Genomic DNA, 16,633 nt, shown 5'->3' with positions numbered 1-16,633 from the left:
CTCGCGGTCCCTCGGGTCAGGGGATGACGATGACGGGGCGTTGCGCCCGGCGGGCGAGGCGGCCGGCCACGGACCCGAAGATCCGGCCGACGATGCCGTGCGTGGAGCCCACGACGATGGCGTCGGCGGCGTACTCCCGGCCGACCTCCTCCAGTTCGTGGCAGATGTCACCCCCGCGCTCGACCAGCACCCAGGGCACCTCGGAGAGGTAGTCCGCGCAGGCCAGCTCCAGGCCGAGGACCTCGGTGCGGTGATCGGGGACATCGACGAAGACGGGGGGCTCGCAGCCCGCCCAGACCGTGGTCGGCAGCCGGTTGGCGACGTGGACGATGATCAGGCCGGAGCCCGACCGGCCGGCCATGCCGATGGCGTAGGCGAGAGCCCGCTCGCTCGACGTGGAGCCGTCGAAACCGACCACGACTCCGTGCCGGAAGGCGGGATCGCACGCATGGCGTGCTTCTTCGACCGTCCGCGGCTCCGACCCTGGGTCGGCTACCGGCTTGCGGTCCTTGGGTTCAGGGATTTCGTGACCGGCCATCGGTGTCTCGGCGAAGAGAATCCTCGTGAGGAGGGAACGGTTTCGAGAGGTGCATCAGCTGGTGGTGAAGCTATGTCCGGGAATCATCTTCCCAACCCCATACCCCTAAGGGTACGGCGTCACTCCTCCACCACCCAGACCCCCGCAAAAGCGTGCGCGACGCTGGAGGGAGCATGCCCGAGCCTGTCCGCGATGGCAATGCCGGTTGTGTCGTACACGGGCCTCGGAAGGGGCGAAGACCATCGGCCGTCCTGTTTTTCGCGATGACCGGTGATCGTCCGGCGGACCCGGCGGCGCGGCCCTCACCCGGTCCCTGTTGGCCACACCGCCACCGGGCCGCCGGCCCGGGACAGGACGCCGCGGCGGGCCCCCCGCGATCGCCGTTCGAGCCGAACCCCGCGACGGGGCCCGGACCGGCGGGCGAGGGGGCCCTGACCGGCGGCCGGCCGGGCCCGCCGGACCGCCCCCGGCCGACGCCCGAGACCCGCGGTTGTCGTGCCCCACGGCCCATCGGTCGGTAATCCGGCCCGGCGGAACCTCGCCCCGGTCCACGTCACGACGGCCCGCCACCGCCCTCCGCGGCGGTCCGAACACGCCATGGTTCACGGCGGCGAGGGCGCGCACCGGCGCGGTCGTCAGGCGGCGGTTGTGCGCCCGGCGTGACCGGATACAGCACACACAACCGACGGATTCAAGCCAACTTCACCTGGGTGCCGAACCCTTCGCGGGATGGCCGGACACCCCACCGCCCACCAGGCAGGAACGGACCGCGCGGTACGCTTTCACCCGACGCGGACGGGCCACGTTGGCGAAGGGCACTTCCCTGTGCGCTTCGCGAGTGAAACGCTTCGTGATCGAACGCTTCACGCCACGTTTCCTTATCGACATTGAGCTGGTGGGGGAAGGTGTCACGGCGGGACCACGCGACGCAGTAGATTCGATCTTGGAAATCGGAGACTGGGGACACGTGCGACACCGAGGGGAAACGTGCAGGAGCGACAGGCCCGTAAGGACCAGGGAGACGCGAACACCGAGGGGGGCTTAGCGTCATGAGCCAGGACTCCGCCGCCGCGACGGAGGCCGCACGCAAGCTGACCGGGCGGCGACGCCGGGAAGTCGTTGCCGTGCTGCTGTTCAGCGGCGGCCCTATCTTCGAGAGCTCCATCCCGCTCTCCGTTTTCGGAATCGACCGGCAGGACGCGGGAGTTCCCCGCTACCGCCTGCTGGTCTGCGGCGGCGAGGAAGGACCGCTGCGCACCACCGGTGGGCTCGAACTCACCGCGCCGTACGGCCTGGAGGCGATCAGCAGGGCCGGCACCGTGGTGGTGCCCGCCTGGCGGTCGATCACCTCGCCGCCGCCCGCCGAGGCACTGGACGCGCTGCGGCGCGCCCACGAGGAGGGCGCCCGCATCGTCGGTCTGTGCACGGGAGCCTTCGTGCTCGCGGCCGCCGGCCTGCTGGACGGCCGGCCGGCCACCACACACTGGATGTACGCGCCGACGCTGGCCAAGCGCTATCCGTCGGTGCACGTCGATCCGCGCGAACTCTTCGTGGACGACGGGGATGTGCTCACCTCCGCCGGCACCGCCGCCGGGATCGATCTCTGCCTCCATATAGTCCGCACCGACCACGGCACGGAAGCCGCGGGGGCACTCGCCCGCCGGCTCGTCGTGCCGCCGCGGCGCAGTGGTGGGCAGGAGCGCTACCTGGACAGGTCTTTACCGGAGGAGATCGGCTCCGACCCGCTCGCCGAGGTCGTGGCCTGGGCCCTGGAGCATCTGCACGAGCAGTTCGACGTGGAGACGCTCGCCGCGCGCGCCTACATGAGCAGACGGACCTTCGACCGCAGGTTCCGTTCGCTCACCGGCAGCGCACCGCTGCAGTGGCTGATCACCCAGCGGGTGCTCCAGGCGCAGCGGCTGCTGGAGACCTCCGACTACTCGGTCGACGAGGTCGCCGGACGCTGCGGCTTCCGCTCCCCGGTCGCGCTGCGCGGGCACTTCCGCCGCCAGCTCGGCTCCTCCCCCGCCGCGTACCGGGCCGCCTACCGGGCCCGTCGTCCGCAGGGGGTGGCGGAGAGCGCCGCGACGGTGGTCGAGACGATGGTGCCCAGCCAGGGGCCACCGTCCGGACGCCGGGGCTCGCCCCTGTCCTCCGCGGCCGTCGCCGTGGCGGCGTCGGTGGGGTCCGGGGAGCTGTCCCTGCCGGGCCCTGACGCGTACGTTCCCGGACGCCCGGCCCTGCCGGGGCAGCGGAGCGCCCCGTAGGGTGGGGCGCATGAACGACCGCATGGTGTGGATCGACTGCGAGATGACCGGGCTCTCGTTGACGGACGACGCACTCATCGAGGTGGCCGCCCTGGTCACCGACTCGGAGCTGAACGTGCTCGGCGAAGGGGTGGACATCGTGATCCGCCCGCCGGACACGGCCCTGGAGACCATGCCCGAGGTGGTGCGGCAGATGCACACCGCCTCGGGCCTCCTCGACGAGCTGGCCGGGGGTACCACCCTGGCGGACGCCGAGGAGCAGGTCCTGGCCTACGTCCGTGAGCATGTGAAGGAGCCCGGCAAGGCCCCGCTCTGCGGGAACTCGGTCGGTACCGACCGGGGGTTCCTGGCGCGGGACATGCGGGGGCTGGAGGGCTACCTCCACTACCGGATCGTGGACGTGTCCTCGATCAAGGAACTGGCCCGGCGCTGGTATCCCCGGGCGTACTTCAACAGCCCGGCCAAGAACGGCAACCACCGGGCGCTGGCGGACATCCGTGACTCCATCACGGAGCTCCGCTACTACCGGGAGGCGGTCTTCGTGCCGCTGCCCGGCCCGGACTCCGAGCGCGCCAAGGAGATCGCGGCGCGCTTGTCGGCTCCGGCCGCACCGTAGGAACCCGCTGGTCACGGGCGCAGCCGCGCCCGTGGACCGGCCCCGGGAAACGGGGGCGCGAGCACCCTCCCGGACCCTGTACACTTTTTCTCGGCCGGTCGGAAACGACCGGGCGACATGGTGGGTATAGCTCAGCTGGCAGAGCACCTGGTTGTGGTCCAGGATGTCGCGGGTTCAAGTCCCGTTACTCACCCTCTTCAGGGGAAGCCCCTGATCTGCGAAAACGCGGATCAGGGGCTTTTTCGTGCGGCGCGGCGGCCGAGGCGGAGGAAACCCCGGGGGAAGTTCGCCATCCGCGCCGGTCCCCGTGGCGCCGGGCATACGGTGGTGGTCATGCCATCCCACGACGTCAACCCGTCCGGTCCCCGTCCGTCCCCGATCGAGGGGACCGACTGGGCGAGGGTCTCCGAGGAGATGAACGCGCACGGATTCGCGCTCACCTCGCCCCTCCTCAGCCCGGAGCAGTGCCGGAGCATCGCCGAGTTATACGACGACGCGGAGAGATTCCGCGCCACGATCGACATGCAGCGCTACCGGTTCGGGGCCGGGCAGTACCGGTACTTCGACCACCCCATCCCCGAGGTGGTCGCGGAGCTGCGCGAGGCCTTCTACCCGCGGCTGCTGCCGATCGCCCGTGAGTGGGCCGAGAAGCTGAAGCGGCCCGCGCCCTGGCCCGACAGCCTTCAGGAGTGGCTCGCGATGTGCCACGAGGCCGGGCAGACCCGGCCGACGCCGATCCTGCTGCGCTACGGGCAGGGCGACTGGAACGCCCTGCATCGGGATCTGTACGGGGACCTGGTCTTCCCGCTCCAGGTGGTCATCGGGCTCGACACGTACGCGTCCGATTACACCGGCGGCGAGTTCCTGATGGTCGAGCAGCGGCCCCGGGCGCAGTCCCGGGGGAGTTCGGCCGTCCTTCCGCGGGGCGGCGGGCTGATCTTCACCACCCGGGACCGGCCGGTGGCCTCGGCCCGCGGCTGGTCGGCCGCGCCCATGAGGCACGGGGTGAGCACCGTACGCTCCGGTCTCCGCCGCACGCTCGGGCTGGTCTTCCATGACGCCGCCTGACGCCCGGCACACCGCCGCCGAACTGGAAGCGCTCCTGCGGCTCATCCCGTCCTCGGTCCGGGACGTCGCCGTCGGGCACGGGCGGGACGGTGTCCACCGGGCCGCCGCCGAGGCCTTCGTCACGGCGTGGGAGGCGACCGGACGCCAGGTCACGGCGGTCGTGGACTGGCCCGAGGACGCCGCCTCCTGGCTCCGCCCCGCACGGCGGTTCACCGCCGGGGCCCCGGACGCGTGGGTGGTGGCCGGGGCGCCGCCGGGCTGGGCGCGGATGAGCCGGCGGCTGGCGCACAGCACCGACTGGGTGGCGGAGCGTACGTATGCCTTCGCCTCGCTCGACTCCTCGCAGCTGGCGGAACTCGCCGGGGCCTCGGTCGTCGACGGGCTGCGCGGCGCCACGGCGGACGGCGGCACCTGGCAGATCGACGACGGCCGCAGTACGCACTGGCCGCCCCGCGCCCCGGCGGCCACGGCCTCGGCAGGCGGGCCGGTGCTGGGTCCGGACGGGCGCAGGCGCTGTCCGTGGGCCGCCGGCCATCCGCTCAACCTGGCGTACCACGACAGCGAATGGGGTCTGCCCGTCCACGGCGAGCAGGCGCTGTTCGAACGGATCACGCTGGAGGCGTTCCAGGCCGGGCTGAGCTGGCTGACGATCCTCGCCAAGCGTCCCGCGTTCCGTGCGGCGTTCGACGGATTCGCCCCGGAGAAGGTGGCGGCGTACACGGACGCCGATGTCCTGCGGCTGATGGCCGACGCGGGGATCGTCCGCAACCGGGCCAAGATCGAGGCGACCGTCCGCAACGCCCGGGCCGTCCTGGCGCTGCGTGGGAACGGTGGCCTGGACCAGCTGATCTGGTCGCACCGGCCCGCCGGGACGCCCCGGCCGCGCACGGCGGCCGAGGTGCCGACGAGCACCCCCGGTTCGCAGGCCCTGGCCCGTGAGCTGCGGGCGCACGGGTTCAGCTTCGTCGGCCCCACCACGAGCTACGCCCTCATGGAGGCCATCGGGATGGTCGACACCCATCTCGTGGAATGCCATCGCCGGGGCTCGGCGGGGCAGGCCGGCGGTCCGGCCGGCGGCTGAGCGCGCCGGCCTCCCCCCTCAGCGGGCGGGTCCGAACCAATGGGTCAGGGAGTCCCGTAGCTCGGGCCCGTCCCGCCGGTCGCCCCGCCCGCTCCAGGCCGTGTAGCCGTCGGGCCGCACGAGCAGGGCCGTGGTGCCGAGCGGCGCGTCGGTCGTGGCGGTGACGACGTTCACCCGGTCGTGCCACGGGGCGGACGCCTCGCGCAGTTCGGCGTGGTCCCCGAGGTCCAGGAGCACCGGGCGCGCGGCGTGCAGCAGTCCGGCGAGGGTGGCGGTGCCCCCGGCGGTCCTCAGCGTGACGTCGGGGGCGAGCCGGCCGACCAGCGGGGCGTCCCTGCGCAGCCCCATGTCGTACACCAGCGAGGTGCCGGTGATCATGCTGCTGAGGTGGTCGTTGACCTCGTCGAAGTGCATCAGCTCCGCGAAGAGCTGCCGCAGCGCGTCGGTGCGCGGGGCCGGGTCCATCAGCGCGACCTGCGCGCGCACGTTGTGCAGGACGGCGGCCGCGTCGGGGTGGCGCTCGGCCTGATAGGTGTCCAGCAGATCGGCCGGGGCGCCGCCCCGCAGATGTGCGGCCAGCTTCCAGCAGAGGTTGAAGGCGTCCTGGAGACCGAGGTTGACGCCCTGTCCCCCGGCCGGGAAGTGCACGTGTGCCGCGTCCCCGGCGAGCAGGACGCGGCCGTGGCGGTAGGTCTCGGCCTGGAGCGCGGCATCGCTGAAGCGGGTGAGCCAGGCCGGCGAGTCCATGGGGACCTCGCGGCCGGCGATGCGGGCGACCTCCTCCCGGAGCTCGTCCAGGGTGACCGGGGAGTGCCGGTCGGGGTGCGGGCCGCGGAAGTCGTACGTACACACACGGCTGCGGCCGGACGGGGACACCCACAGCAGGGTCCAGCCGTGGGGCGTGCGCTGCCACCCCGACGGCGCGTTCCACGGGTCGAGGAGGCGGACCTCGCCCATGAGGGCGGAGACCGTGGCGGGCGTGCCGGTGAAGGCGATGCCGGAGAGCCTGCGGACCATGCTGCGCGCGCCGTCCGCGCCGACGACCCAACGGGACCTGACCGTACGCGTGTTGCCGGCCGAGTCCCGCAGGCCGAGCCGGACATGGTCGCACTCCTGGTGGATGCCGGTCAGCTCGCTGTCCCGTTCGATCCGGGCGCCGAGCGTACGGGCGTGTCCGGCGAACACCTCCTGGGCCCAGGCCTGCGGGCTGGCGATCATGGCCGGGCCCTCGTCGACCACCCGGGACAGGTCCAGGTCGAACAGCGCGCCGAAGTGGAAGCGGACCCTGCCCCGGTCGTCCCGCCGCGCGGGGGGCCCGGGCTGGACCGCGTCCAGGATGCCGCGCCGGTGCAGGAGCTGCGCGGTCCGCGCGTGCAGGGTGCTCGCCTTGGAGACGGGCGAGGGGGCGGGCAGCTTCTCGTACACCGTCGCGCCGACGCCCAGGAGGGCCAGCTCTCTGGCCACCAGCATCCCGACCGGACCACCGCCCACCACGGCGACTTCTGTGTCGACGGTGGTGGGACCCGTCTCCCGGGGGCTCGCGGGCATGGCAGCTCCGTCTGTCGTCGGTGGTGGGGGGCGCAGGGTCAAACCCCGCGTGCACGGTCCGGGTTGCGCGGAGCGGAGAGCCGGTGGCCGGTTCTCGCGCGGACGGTTACGCGGCTGTCTGGCTCGATTCTTCAGCGACCGCTGCGAAAGTGCAGCGAGGAGAGCGGCCACCACGGCTTTCGACCTGTTCCTCTCCGGTCGCGCAGAGATCACGATGGAAGAGGTGTGTCATGTCAAGCATGCCGCTGAGTGGCAAGGCACTGCGCCTGGCACGACTGTCCCGGCGGGGTGACGGGCGCTATCTGTTCGTTCCCCTCGACCACTCCGTGTCCGACGGCCCCTTCGTCAGCGGTGCGGGCTTCCGCGAGCTGGTCCGCAGCATCAGCGAGGGCGGGGCGGACGCCGTCGTCGTCCACAAGGGCAGGGCGCGGATGATCCCTCCGGGGCTGCTCACCCGCACCGCGCTCGTGGTGCATCTGAGCGCCAGCACCGCCCATGCTCCGGACGTCGACGCCAAGGTTCTGGTCGGCGACGTGGAGGACGCCGTACGGATCGGCGCGGATGCCGTCAGCGTCCACGTCAACATCGGTTCGGCCACCGAAGCGGCCCAGCTCGCCGATCTCGGCGCCGTCGCCTCGGCGTGCGACCGGTGGGGCATGCCCCTGCTGGCGATGATCTACCCGCGCGGGCCGCGGGTGGAGGACCCCTGCCAACCGGAACTGCTCTCGCACGTCACCGGCATCGCCGCCGACCTCGGCGCCGATCTCGTCAAAACGGTCTTCGCCTCGCCGACGCCCCGGATGTCGGAAGTCGTGGCGAACTCCCCGCTGCCGGTGCTGGTCGCCGGAGGCGGGGGCAGTGGTCGTCCCTTGCACCAGTTCGCGTCCTCGGCCCTGGCCGCGGGATGCAGCGGACTGGCTGTCGGGCGTCGGGTCTTCTCCGGCCCGTGTCCCCGGCAGACGGTCCGGGAGCTTGCCGAAATCGTCCATGGCCGGGTGCTCGCGACCGAGCCGACGCCGCCCTCACACATGGCAGGTGTGCTGTGAAATTCGCCTGGATCGACATGCGCAACGTCCCCGCCGAGCACCGTGAACCGGTGATCGACGCGGCCATCCATGCCCGGGTCGACGCCATCGTCGACAGCGATGTCGCCACGCTGGCGACCTTGCCGAACACCGTCAAACGGGTGCTGGCCGGCTCCCCGGGCCCCACCGAGCAGCCCCTCGACGACGTGATCGTCCTGCACGAGATAGCCGACGGCGGCCGGCTGGGCGAGCTGCGCGCCCTTCACCGCAACGGCCAGAAGGACACCGCCGGTCTGGTCAACGTGGTCGACGACCCGTCCCTGACGCTGGCCTGCGATACGGCGATCGCGCTGCCCTACACCGTCGTGGAGTTCAAGGACCCCACGAAGATCCCGCTGGAGATCGTGATCGCGGCGGCCGACAGTTCGCCCGGTCAGCTGATCTGCCGGGCCGACGACCTCGAAGAGGCCCAGGTCATCGTCGACGTACTGGAGAAGGGCTCGGAGGGCGTCCTCCTGTCGCCCCGGGACGCCAACGACGTCTTCGCCCTGATGGAGATGCTCCAGGTGAAGACCCCCGCGCTCCAGTTGTCCACGCTGACCGTCGAATCCATCGAGCATCTCGGGCTCGGGGACCGGGTGTGCATCGACACCTGCACCCACTTCGAGAAGGACGAGGGGATGCTCGTCGGCAGTTACGCCCACGGGTTCATCCTGTGCGTGAGCGAGACCCACCCCCTGCCGTACATGCCGACCCGCCCGTTCCGCATCAACGCGGGCGCGCTGCACAGTTATGTCTTCGGCCAGGACAACCGCACCAACTACCTCAGCGAGCTCCAGGCGGGCAGCGCCGTCCTCGCGGTCGGCGCCGACGGCCGCACCCGTCGCATCGTGGTGGGCCGCATCAAGCTGGAGTCCCGGCCGCTGCTGAGCATCAAGGCCCGTTCGGCGGAGGGCGTCGAGGTCAACCTCATCGTCCAGGACGACTGGCACGTGCGGGTGCTCGGCCCGGGTGCCGCCGTGCTGAACGTCACCGAGCTGACCCAGGGCGACCAGGTGCTGGGCCATGTGGCGACCGACAAGCGGCATGTCGGCTGGCCGGTGGGCGAGTTCTGCGTCGAGAAGTAGGACCGGTGTCCGGTCCGGGGCCGCCGCGCGGGCGGCCCCGGGCCGGACACCGTCGCACGAAGGACCGTCCGACCGTGGGAGGGACCATGTCGCAACAGCCCTGTCCGGCTCCGCTGTCGACACTGGTGCGCCGCGCCCGGGGCCCGGTGTGGGCCCAGGCCGGGCAGCCCGGCTCCGAGGTCGACGCGACCGCGCTCCGGGTCCGGACGGACCGGCTGGCGCACACCTTTCGCTGTCACGGGATCGGTCCCGGAAGCACTGTCGCGCTGCACGGAACACCCAGCTTCACCCAGCTGTGGTCGCTGTTCGCGCTCTGGTCGCTGGACGCCCAGGTGGTGCTGCTGGAGCCGCGGCCGGGGCAGGCCGAGCGCGAGGCGCTGCTCGAACTGTGCGCCCCTCAGTACGTCATGACCTTCGGCGAACAGTACGGGCGCGAGGACCTCTTCGTCGGTGAGTGCGAGGTGCTGGTACGCCGCAGGCGCACCGGCCGCCCGGCGCGCACCGGCCACTGCCTCGTGCAGTTCTCCTCCGGAACCACGGGGCGTCCCAAGGGCGTGGGCCGTACGGCGCGGTCGCTGCTGACCGAACTGGAGCGTCTGCGGTCCCTCGCCCGGCTGCCCCGGGAGGGCGAACGGGTCGCGGTGCTGGGGCCGGTGGCCCACTCCTTCTCCCTGGTCGCAGGGGTTCTGTACGCACTCGACGCCGGCGCCACCGCGGTCTTCCCCACGGCGCAGACGCCGAAGGCTCTCGCCGATGCGGCCCGCGGGGCGCAGGTGGTGATCGGCGGCCCCCGGCATTTCGCGGCGCTGGCCCACGCGGACGAGGGGCTCACCCTGCCGGATCTGCGGCTCGCCGTCTCCGGCGGGGACGTGCTGGACGCCGCGGACGCCGGGGCCTTCGCACGCCGTTACGGCGTGCTCGTGGGCCAGGGGTACGGAACGACGGAGACCGGCATGGTCTCCACGGACCTGTCCGGCGTGGCCGGGCCGGGGGCGATCGGCACGCCCGTGCCCGGTGTGCGCGTCCGCGTCCTCGGCGGCGTCCTCGGTGTCCATCTCCCCGAATCGCCCTATCTGTACGAGAATCCGCCGCCGCACGACGGCTGGCTGTCCACGCAGGACCTGGTGACCCGCGATCCGGCGACCGGCGTGCTGCACCTGCGCGGCCGCGTCGAGAGCCTCACGCCGGGCGGCGTCGACGCGCTGCGCATCGAGGCGGTGCTCCGGGCCCACCAGGACGTCACCGACGCCGTGGTGCTGGGGGCCGACCCTCCCCAGGCCCTGGTCGCGTGCGGTGACGGACTGACGCGCACGGACCTGACCGCCTGGTGCCACCGCTTCCTCGGCCCGTCCGGAGTCTCGCCGCGCTTCCATCTGGTGCCCGAGCTCCCCCGCACGGCCGGCGGGAAGGTGCTGCGCGACCGCGAATGGCTGCACGGGCGCAGCTGGTTCAGCCGTCCTGCCGCACGGCAGGACGGTCGGCGACAGGAGGGACGAGAGCGACGATGACGAGCGCCGTTGCGTACGGAGGTGACGCCACCAGGACCGACGCGGCCGTCCCCAAGAGGCTGCACGCCCTCGCGGTGACGCGGGCCTGCCGGCTGATGGACGAGTCCGCGGCCCCGCCGAACCTCCAGGAGCTGGCGCACTCGGCCGGGTACAGCCGTTTCCACTTCCACCGGATGTTCAAGACGTTCACCGGGGTGACCCCGCACGCGTACGCGTCGGTCGTGCGCGCCCGTCGGGTCCGCCACGAACTGGCGCACGCCCCCACGGTGTCGGACGCCATCTACCGGTCGGGTTTCAACTCGAACGGGCACTTCTACTCCGCGTCCCCGGCGATCCTCGGCATGACGCCGCAGGAGTTCCGTTCCGGGGGCCGCGGGAGCGTGATCCGGTACGCCTGCGCTCCGTCGTCGCTGGGGCCGGTGCTGGTCGCGGCGGCGGACAAGGGCGTGTGCGCGGTGCTGGCCGCCGCCGCGGCGCCGGGCCGGGAGGTCCTTGCCCGGCGGTTCCCGCTCGCCCGGCTGGCGGCGGGCGACGCCGGGTTCGCCGCGCGGGTGCACGCCGCGGTTCGACGCGCGGAGCCGCCGGCGGCCGGCCGGGCCCTGCTGCCCGCCGATCTGCTGGAGGTGTGCCTGCACGAGCGGGTGCGCCAGGAGCTTTCGGGGCCCGGCGCGGCCGTCCGGGGCGCGGCGCCGGGCCCGTCCTGACTCAGCCGGAGCTGTCCAGGTTCCCGCGCACGTCCTTGAACCGATCGAACGAGTCGAGGTCGGGGACGGTCCAGCCGTCCAGGTCGTACTCCTGGAGGCACTGCTCGGCGAAGCCCTTGTAGGCGGCCACCTGGCCACTGGCCTCCTGAGCCTGGAGGATGTCGGTGCGCACCGCCTCGTGGTTGCCCGAGTAGTTGCGCTCGTACAGCTCGTGGCGGCCGCCGAACTCGGTGCCCACCGCGTCCCACAGCAGCTTCATGAGCTTGACGCGGCTCACCGCGTCGTGGCCTCCCGAGCCGCGTACGTACTTGTCCAGGTACGGCCGGATCTCGGGGTTCTTGAAGTCCTCGGCGCCGGAGGCGGTGTAGATCAGTCCGCTGGCGACGTCCTGCTGGATGATCTCCTTGATACGCGGGTAGCCGATCGTCATGAACCAGCGGTAGGCCATGCCGTAGTCGAGGCGCGGCAGGAGTGCACCGTTCTTCCATTCCTGGGGGTTGCGGGCCGCGGCGTCACTCAGGGCCCAGAACATGTTCCGCCAGGCCAGCACCTCGCCGACCCGGGCCTGGACGCCCCGGAAGTCCTTGGTGCCGGTCATCTCGACCGCCTTGAGCAGCAGCCCGGCGATGAAGTCGATCTTCACGGCGAGGCGGATGGAGCCGTGGAAGGTGAGGCGCTCCAGGAAGCCGGACTGCGGCGCGAACCCGTTGACCCGGTCCACGTCCCCGTACAGGAAGACGTTCTCCCAGGGGATGAGGACCTTGTCCATGACGAAGATCGTGTCGTTCTCGTCGAACCTGCTGGAGAGCGGGTAGTCGAAGGGGGTGCCCATGACAGCGGCGGTCGCCGCGTACGACGGCCGGCAAATGAGTTTCAGTCCCGGCGCGTCCATCGGGACGGTCGCGACGAGCGCGAACTCCTTGTCCTTCAGGGGCAGTCCGTAGTGCGAGACGAAGTTGTAGTGCGTGATCGCCGAGCCGGTGGCGACCACCTTGGCGCCGCTGACGATCAGCCCGTTGTCGGTCTCCTTCTCCACGTGGACGTAGACGTCCCTGACCTCTTCCGCGGGGCGGTTGCGGTCGACCGGCGGGTGGATGATCGCGTGGTTCCAGAAGAGGACCTTCTCCTGGGACTCGCGGTACCAACGCCGGGCGTTCTCCTGGTAGGGCGCGTAGTACTCGCTGTTGGCGCCCAGCGTGCCGAGGAACGCGGCCTTGTAGTCGGGGCTGCGGCCCATCCAGCCGTACGTCATCCTCGCCCACGCCGCGATCGCCTCGCGGTCCTCGACGAGGTCCTGGACGCTGCGGGGGGTACGGAAGAACTTGTGGGTCCAGCCGTCGGATCCGGTGTCGGTGGGAGCGGTGAGGACGTCGCGTCGGGCCGGGTCGTGGAGGGCGTCGTAGAGCCGTGCGGTCATCAGCGCGGAGTTGCGGAAAGCCGGATGGGACGTCACGTCCTTGACCCGGTCGCCGTAGAGGTGGATCTCCCGGCCGTCGCGCAGCGACTCCAGGTACTCGTCGCCGGTCAGCGGGCGCGTCACCCGGGCCGGGGAGTCCGGGCCGCCGGCCGGTCCCGCCGCTTCTGCCGTCTCGCCCTGCTCAAGCGTCATGTCGTAGTCCTTTTCGGGTCGGTGAGTCCCTGTCGGGGGCGGACGGTGAAAAAGGGCCCGGCGTCAGCGGCGGGCGGATCCGAGATCGGCGGCCGAGCGCAGGGCGTGGAAGGCGCCGCTGTGGAAGACCAGGGGCTCGCCACCCGGAGCGTCGAAGCTCAGCACCTCGCCGACGTACAGCAGATGGTCGCCGCCGTCGTAGGAGGCCCACGGCCCGCAGGCGAAGTGCGCGACGGATCCGGCCAGCCGCGGAGCGGGTCCGGTGTCCTGCCACTCGACGTCCTCGTGGGTGGCCCCGCTCCTGCCCGCGAAGCGGAGCGCGAGATCGCCCTGGTCCGCCGCGAGGACGTTCACCCCGAACGCCTCGCCGGCCAGCAGTGCGCTCAGCCTGGAGCGCCGGTCCAGGGACACCATGATCAGCGGCGGCCGGAGCGAGACGGAGGTGAACGAGCTGACGGTTGCGCCGTGCACCGTTCCCAGGTCGCCGTGGAGGGTGGTGACGACGGTGACACCGGACGCGAACTGTCCCAGGCAGTCCCGGAAACTTCGCTCGCCTGCGCTCACGAGAATTCCTCCACATCGGGAATGCGAGTACATCGAAATGTGAGACACAAAGGAAATGCGCTGCACATTCCCCAGCGATACACGACCAGTATCGCAGGGGCGTCTGAAGAATCAATCAAGGAAGTGCCGCGCTCCCTTGCACGCTTGACAGGAATACGTACCGCAGTTTAGATGACCGAGCAGTAGAGGTATTTCTCCGAAGGGATCAGGTGTGAGAATCCAGGTCGATTTGAGCGATGCCATTCAGGACTATGTCGCCGATGTCTCCCTGCGCGAGCCCGACCTGCTGGCCGAACTGCGGGAGAAGACGTCAGAGCTACCTCTGCATCTGATGCAGATATCGCCCGAGCAGGGTCAGTTCCTGTCGCTGCTGGTGAAGGCGATCGGCGCGAAGCGCACGCTGGAGGTCGGCGTCTTCACGGGCTACAGCCTGTTGTCGACGGCGCTGGCGCTGCCGGCGAACGGCTCCGTGGTGGCCCTGGATCTCGACGAAGGCTGGGCGGCGACGGCTCTGGAGTTCTGTGCGCGGGCCGGCGTGGCCGACAAGGTGGACTTCCGGCTGGGCGACGCGCGCGAGACCCTGGCGGACCTGTTGCGCGAGGAGGGCGCGCCGGGTTCGTTCGACTTCGTGTTCATCGACGCGGACAAGGAGGGCTATGCCGAGTACTACGAGGCGGCCCTGAAGCTGCTGCGTCCGGGCGGCCTGGTCGTGGTGGACAACGTGCTGTGGCACGGCGCGGTCATCGACCACGAGGTGCAGGACTCGGAGACGCGGGCGCTGCGCGAGTTCAACGCCAAGCTGCACGACGACAAGCGCGTGGATCTGAGCCTGCTGCCCTTCGCGGACGGTCTGACCTTCGCGTTGAAGCGCTGACGCCGTCGTGAGGACACCCTGGCTCTCGCCCCGCTGCAGTGGGGCGAGAGCCAGGGTGTCCTCACGACGGCGGGTCAGGACGGCAGCTGGATCGACTGCCGGTGGCGGAAGACGTTCCTGGGGTCGTACGCCTTCTTGATCTGCTGAAGCCTGGGGTAGTTGCCCTTGTAGTAGAGCTCGTGCCAGGGGACCGGGGACTTGTTGTGCCGGGGGTCGCTGAGGTCGACGTCCGGGTAGTTGACGTAGCAGCCGTCGGTGACCGCGTCGGGGACGGGCACGCCGCCCGTCTCGACGTACAGGTCCTCGTAGAACTCCCGGATCCAGCGCACGGACGCGGCCTCGTCCGCCGGGTCGGTCCACCAGATCATCCAGGCCATCTTGAAGGCGGAGTCACGGTGGGCGTAAGCGGTCGCGGTGGCGGGAACGGCGTTGGTCCGGCCGCCGTGGGAGCTCAGCATCAGGGAGGCGGTCGGGTTGCCGAGGTCCTCGCGCGACAGGTGCTTGTACAGCTTCGCGATATGCCGGGCCGGGAAAGAGGCGCGCATGTAGGCGGACTTGAAGTCGCCTTTCAAAGTCGGGTTGTTGGTCGTCGCGTTCGCCGTTCCGATGTACTGGGTCGCCTGCATCCACGGCAGGCGCTGCGGCACCGCGAATTCCGGCATCGGCTTGAACTCGCCGATCGGCGTCACGGCCGGTCCGGTTCTGGCACCGACGCCCTTGGTCACAGCTGCCATGAAGTCCGCGTGCAGTTTCTCGGCCCGGGGGACGGAGGCGTCGACCTGCGTGACGATATTGACGGCCCCGTTGGAGCGGTGGTTGAGCGAGAGAAGGCTGCAGATCGCGGAATTGGGGTCGTCCGGATCGCTGTGGGCCACGTGCCAGTCCGCGAAGTTCTTCACCAGCGTGACGAAGTCGGCTTCCGTCAGGTCCTTCCAGGCCCAGGCGGCGGCGCTGATCAGCACCTCGGCGGGCGGCTTGGGCAGGAGGCTCTCGGGGGTCCGGCCCGGCGCTCCCGGGCTGCGGAACCAGTAGCGGGTGACGATGCCGAAGTTGCCGCCGCCGCCCCCGGTGTGCGCCCACCACAGGTCGCGGTGGGGGTCGTTCTCCTCCCGGGTGGCCACGACGGTCCGGACCTTGCCGGAGGCGTCGACCACCACGACCTCCACCGCGTACAGGTGATCGACGACCAGACCGTGCTTGCGCAGCAGCATGCCCCAGCCGCCGCCGCTGACATGTCCGCCCACGCCGACGGAGTAGCAGGTGCCTGCCGGAATCGTGACCCCCCACGGCCGGTACAGCCGTTCGTACACGTCCAGCAGGCGCGCTCCGGCCTCGACCGAGAACGCGTGCATCCGGGGGTCGTACCCCACCGTCGCCATCTCCGACATGTCGACGATGACTTCGACGTCCGCGTTGAAGACGAAGTCCTCCCAGCAGTGGCCGCCGCCCCGGACCGTGATCCGTTTGCCCTTGTCCACGGCCAGCTGGACGACCTGGGCCACCTGCTCGGTCGTCTCGACCACGTAGACGGCCTCCGGCGCGCCGACCCACCGCTGGTTCCAGCCGCGTACCAGGTCCGGGTAGCGCTGGTCGGCGGGAGTGATCGCCACGGCCGAAGCGGGCCGGGCGGGCCGGGTGGCGCCCGCGACCGGCTCGGCGGCGGTCGCGGAGCCCGCGGCCGCCGCCCCTCCGATGACGGTGGCGCCCGCCACGCTCGCGCCGGCCGTCAGGAATCTGCGCCGTTCAAAACCTTCTGTATCTCGCACTTCTCAAGCCCTTCCCAGGCGTCGGTGCGGACGATGCTAAGTGCCGCCCCGGCCCGGGGAACTCCAATTCTTGCGGTCTTCCGTCAGGCGCGGAGAAAATGCGGACGCTTGACAGGAAGAGGCCACCTGGCTCTAATTATCGCCACGTCGGCCGAAACCTGACGCGAGCTCGCCGGACCGTCGGAAAACGCCCGATGACACCGGCCATCACCCTCGCCGATGCGACCCCACAATTGCGTATGCAATCAGGTGCCCGATTCCCCTGGGACGGCACCGAAGGCATCCCGCTACCGCTTCGCCGACACCCCCCTCAGAACCCCACATTCCGGTTATTCGTG

Annotated in this window: 14 protein-coding genes and 1 tRNA gene; 10 read left to right on the top strand and 5 right to left on the bottom strand. The window is 71.0% G+C overall.

Annotated features, from left to right (window positions below; translation table 11 throughout):
* Positions 1 to 16: 16 nt before the first annotated feature.
* Positions 17 to 538 (bottom strand): universal stress protein, encoded by a 522-nt coding sequence (locus AC3CH1_RS24075; protein WP_026290787.1) that lies wholly within the window; start codon positions 536 to 538, stop codon positions 17 to 19.
* A 1,049-nt stretch (positions 539 to 1,587) separates the two neighbouring features.
* Between AC3CH1_RS24075 and AC3CH1_RS24070 the strand changes: the two genes are divergently transcribed.
* The 5 genes from AC3CH1_RS24070 to AC3CH1_RS24050 all read left to right on the top strand — a co-directional run bounded on the left by AC3CH1_RS24070 (position 1,588) and on the right by AC3CH1_RS24050 (position 5,570).
* On the top strand, positions 1,588 to 2,805 hold the full coding sequence (locus tag AC3CH1_RS24070; RefSeq protein ID WP_018959415.1) for a helix-turn-helix domain-containing protein: 1,218 nt from the start codon (positions 1,588 to 1,590) through the stop codon (positions 2,803 to 2,805).
* Positions 2,806 to 2,815: 10 nt separating this feature from the next.
* Entirely contained in the window at positions 2,816 to 3,421 is a 606-nt protein-coding gene (orn, locus tag AC3CH1_RS24065) for an oligoribonuclease (RefSeq protein WP_488464825.1), read from the top strand.
* A 120-nt stretch (positions 3,422 to 3,541) separates the two neighbouring features.
* Positions 3,542 to 3,614, top strand: a tRNA-His gene (locus AC3CH1_RS24060).
* 140 nt (positions 3,615 to 3,754) lie between these two features.
* Complete coding sequence (locus tag AC3CH1_RS24055) at positions 3,755 to 4,489, top strand: 2OG-Fe(II) oxygenase (RefSeq protein ID WP_488464824.1); 735 nt, start codon at positions 3,755 to 3,757, stop codon at positions 4,487 to 4,489.
* A gap of 487 nt (positions 4,490 to 4,976) precedes the next feature.
* Complete coding sequence (locus AC3CH1_RS24050) at positions 4,977 to 5,570, top strand: DNA-3-methyladenine glycosylase I (RefSeq protein WP_488466723.1); 594 nt, start codon at positions 4,977 to 4,979, stop codon at positions 5,568 to 5,570.
* An 18-nt stretch (positions 5,571 to 5,588) separates the two neighbouring features.
* Here AC3CH1_RS24050 and AC3CH1_RS24045 read toward each other — a convergent pair whose 3' ends face one another.
* Positions 5,589 to 7,118 carry an FAD-dependent monooxygenase gene (locus AC3CH1_RS24045; RefSeq protein ID WP_488464823.1) on the bottom strand — a complete coding sequence of 510 codons (1,530 nt, stop codon included), beginning with the start codon at positions 7,116 to 7,118 and terminating at the stop codon, positions 5,589 to 5,591.
* Between the two features lie 230 nt (positions 7,119 to 7,348).
* Between AC3CH1_RS24045 and AC3CH1_RS24040 the strand changes: the two genes are divergently transcribed.
* The 4 genes from AC3CH1_RS24040 (at position 7,349) to AC3CH1_RS24025 (ending at position 11,482) form a co-directional block, all read left to right on the top strand.
* Positions 7,349 to 8,164 (top strand): 2-amino-3,7-dideoxy-D-threo-hept-6-ulosonate synthase, encoded by an 816-nt coding sequence (locus tag AC3CH1_RS24040; RefSeq protein ID WP_488464822.1) that lies wholly within the window; start codon positions 7,349 to 7,351, stop codon positions 8,162 to 8,164.
* Positions 8,161 to 9,270, top strand: a complete 1,110-nt coding sequence (locus AC3CH1_RS24035; RefSeq protein WP_488464821.1) for a 3-dehydroquinate synthase II family protein — start codon at positions 8,161 to 8,163, stop codon at positions 9,268 to 9,270. Before AC3CH1_RS24040 ends, AC3CH1_RS24035 begins: the two co-directional genes overlap by 4 nt.
* Before the next feature lie 86 nt (positions 9,271 to 9,356).
* Positions 9,357 to 10,778 (top strand): class I adenylate-forming enzyme family protein, encoded by a 1,422-nt coding sequence (locus AC3CH1_RS24030; protein WP_488464820.1) that lies wholly within the window; start codon positions 9,357 to 9,359, stop codon positions 10,776 to 10,778.
* Entirely contained in the window at positions 10,775 to 11,482 is a 708-nt protein-coding gene (locus AC3CH1_RS24025) for a helix-turn-helix domain-containing protein (RefSeq protein WP_488464819.1), read from the top strand. The genes AC3CH1_RS24030 and AC3CH1_RS24025 overlap by 4 nt, the downstream gene beginning before the upstream one ends.
* A 1-nt stretch (position 11,483) precedes the next feature.
* Here AC3CH1_RS24025 and AC3CH1_RS24020 read toward each other — a convergent pair whose 3' ends face one another.
* Positions 11,484 to 13,091: a 4-hydroxyphenylacetate 3-hydroxylase family protein gene (locus AC3CH1_RS24020; RefSeq protein ID WP_488464818.1), complete on the bottom strand. Its 1,608-nt coding sequence runs from the start codon at positions 13,089 to 13,091 to the stop codon at positions 11,484 to 11,486.
* A gap of 63 nt (positions 13,092 to 13,154) precedes the next feature.
* Complete coding sequence (locus AC3CH1_RS24015) at positions 13,155 to 13,655, bottom strand: flavin reductase family protein (RefSeq protein ID WP_488464817.1); 501 nt, start codon at positions 13,653 to 13,655, stop codon at positions 13,155 to 13,157.
* A gap of 211 nt (positions 13,656 to 13,866) precedes the next feature.
* Here AC3CH1_RS24015 and AC3CH1_RS24010 point away from each other — a divergent pair, with 211 nt between their 5' ends.
* Positions 13,867 to 14,529: a class I SAM-dependent methyltransferase gene (locus AC3CH1_RS24010; protein WP_488464816.1), complete on the top strand. Its 663-nt coding sequence runs from the start codon at positions 13,867 to 13,869 to the stop codon at positions 14,527 to 14,529.
* Positions 14,530 to 14,603: 74 nt separating this feature from the next.
* Here AC3CH1_RS24010 and AC3CH1_RS24005 read toward each other — a convergent pair whose 3' ends face one another.
* Positions 14,604 to 16,241 carry an FAD-binding oxidoreductase gene (locus AC3CH1_RS24005; protein WP_488466722.1) on the bottom strand — a complete coding sequence of 546 codons (1,638 nt, stop codon included), beginning with the start codon at positions 16,239 to 16,241 and terminating at the stop codon, positions 14,604 to 14,606.
* Between the last annotated feature and the right edge of the window lie 392 nt (positions 16,242 to 16,633).

The sequence above is a fragment of the Streptomyces sp. MGP-P1 genome, assembly GCF_057766565.1.
The sequence above is the reverse complement of the archived record's forward strand: the minus strand, read 5'-3'. Positions and strand labels throughout refer to the sequence as shown.

Excerpts from the sequence above, each read along its gene's own strand:
- AC3CH1_RS24020 (WP_488464818.1), bottom strand. The coding sequence starts at position 13,091 with ATGACGCTTGAGCAGGGCGAGACGGCAGAAGCGGCGGGACCGGCCGGC.
- AC3CH1_RS24055 (WP_488464824.1), top strand. The coding sequence starts at position 3,755 with ATGCCATCCCACGACGTCAACCCGTCCGGTCCCCGTCCGTCCCCGATC.
- AC3CH1_RS24040 (WP_488464822.1), top strand. The coding sequence starts at position 7,349 with ATGTCAAGCATGCCGCTGAGTGGCAAGGCACTGCGCCTGGCACGACTG.
- AC3CH1_RS24025 (WP_488464819.1), top strand. The coding sequence starts at position 10,775 with ATGACGAGCGCCGTTGCGTACGGAGGTGACGCCACCAGGACCGACGCG.
- orn (WP_488464825.1), top strand. The coding sequence starts at position 2,816 with ATGAACGACCGCATGGTGTGGATCGACTGCGAGATGACCGGGCTCTCG.
- AC3CH1_RS24045 (WP_488464823.1), bottom strand. The coding sequence starts at position 7,118 with ATGCCCGCGAGCCCCCGGGAGACGGGTCCCACCACCGTCGACACAGAA.
- AC3CH1_RS24075 (WP_026290787.1), bottom strand. The coding sequence starts at position 538 with ATGGCCGGTCACGAAATCCCTGAACCCAAGGACCGCAAGCCGGTAGCC.
- AC3CH1_RS24030 (WP_488464820.1), top strand. The coding sequence starts at position 9,357 with ATGTCGCAACAGCCCTGTCCGGCTCCGCTGTCGACACTGGTGCGCCGC.
- AC3CH1_RS24070 (WP_018959415.1), top strand. The coding sequence starts at position 1,588 with ATGAGCCAGGACTCCGCCGCCGCGACGGAGGCCGCACGCAAGCTGACC.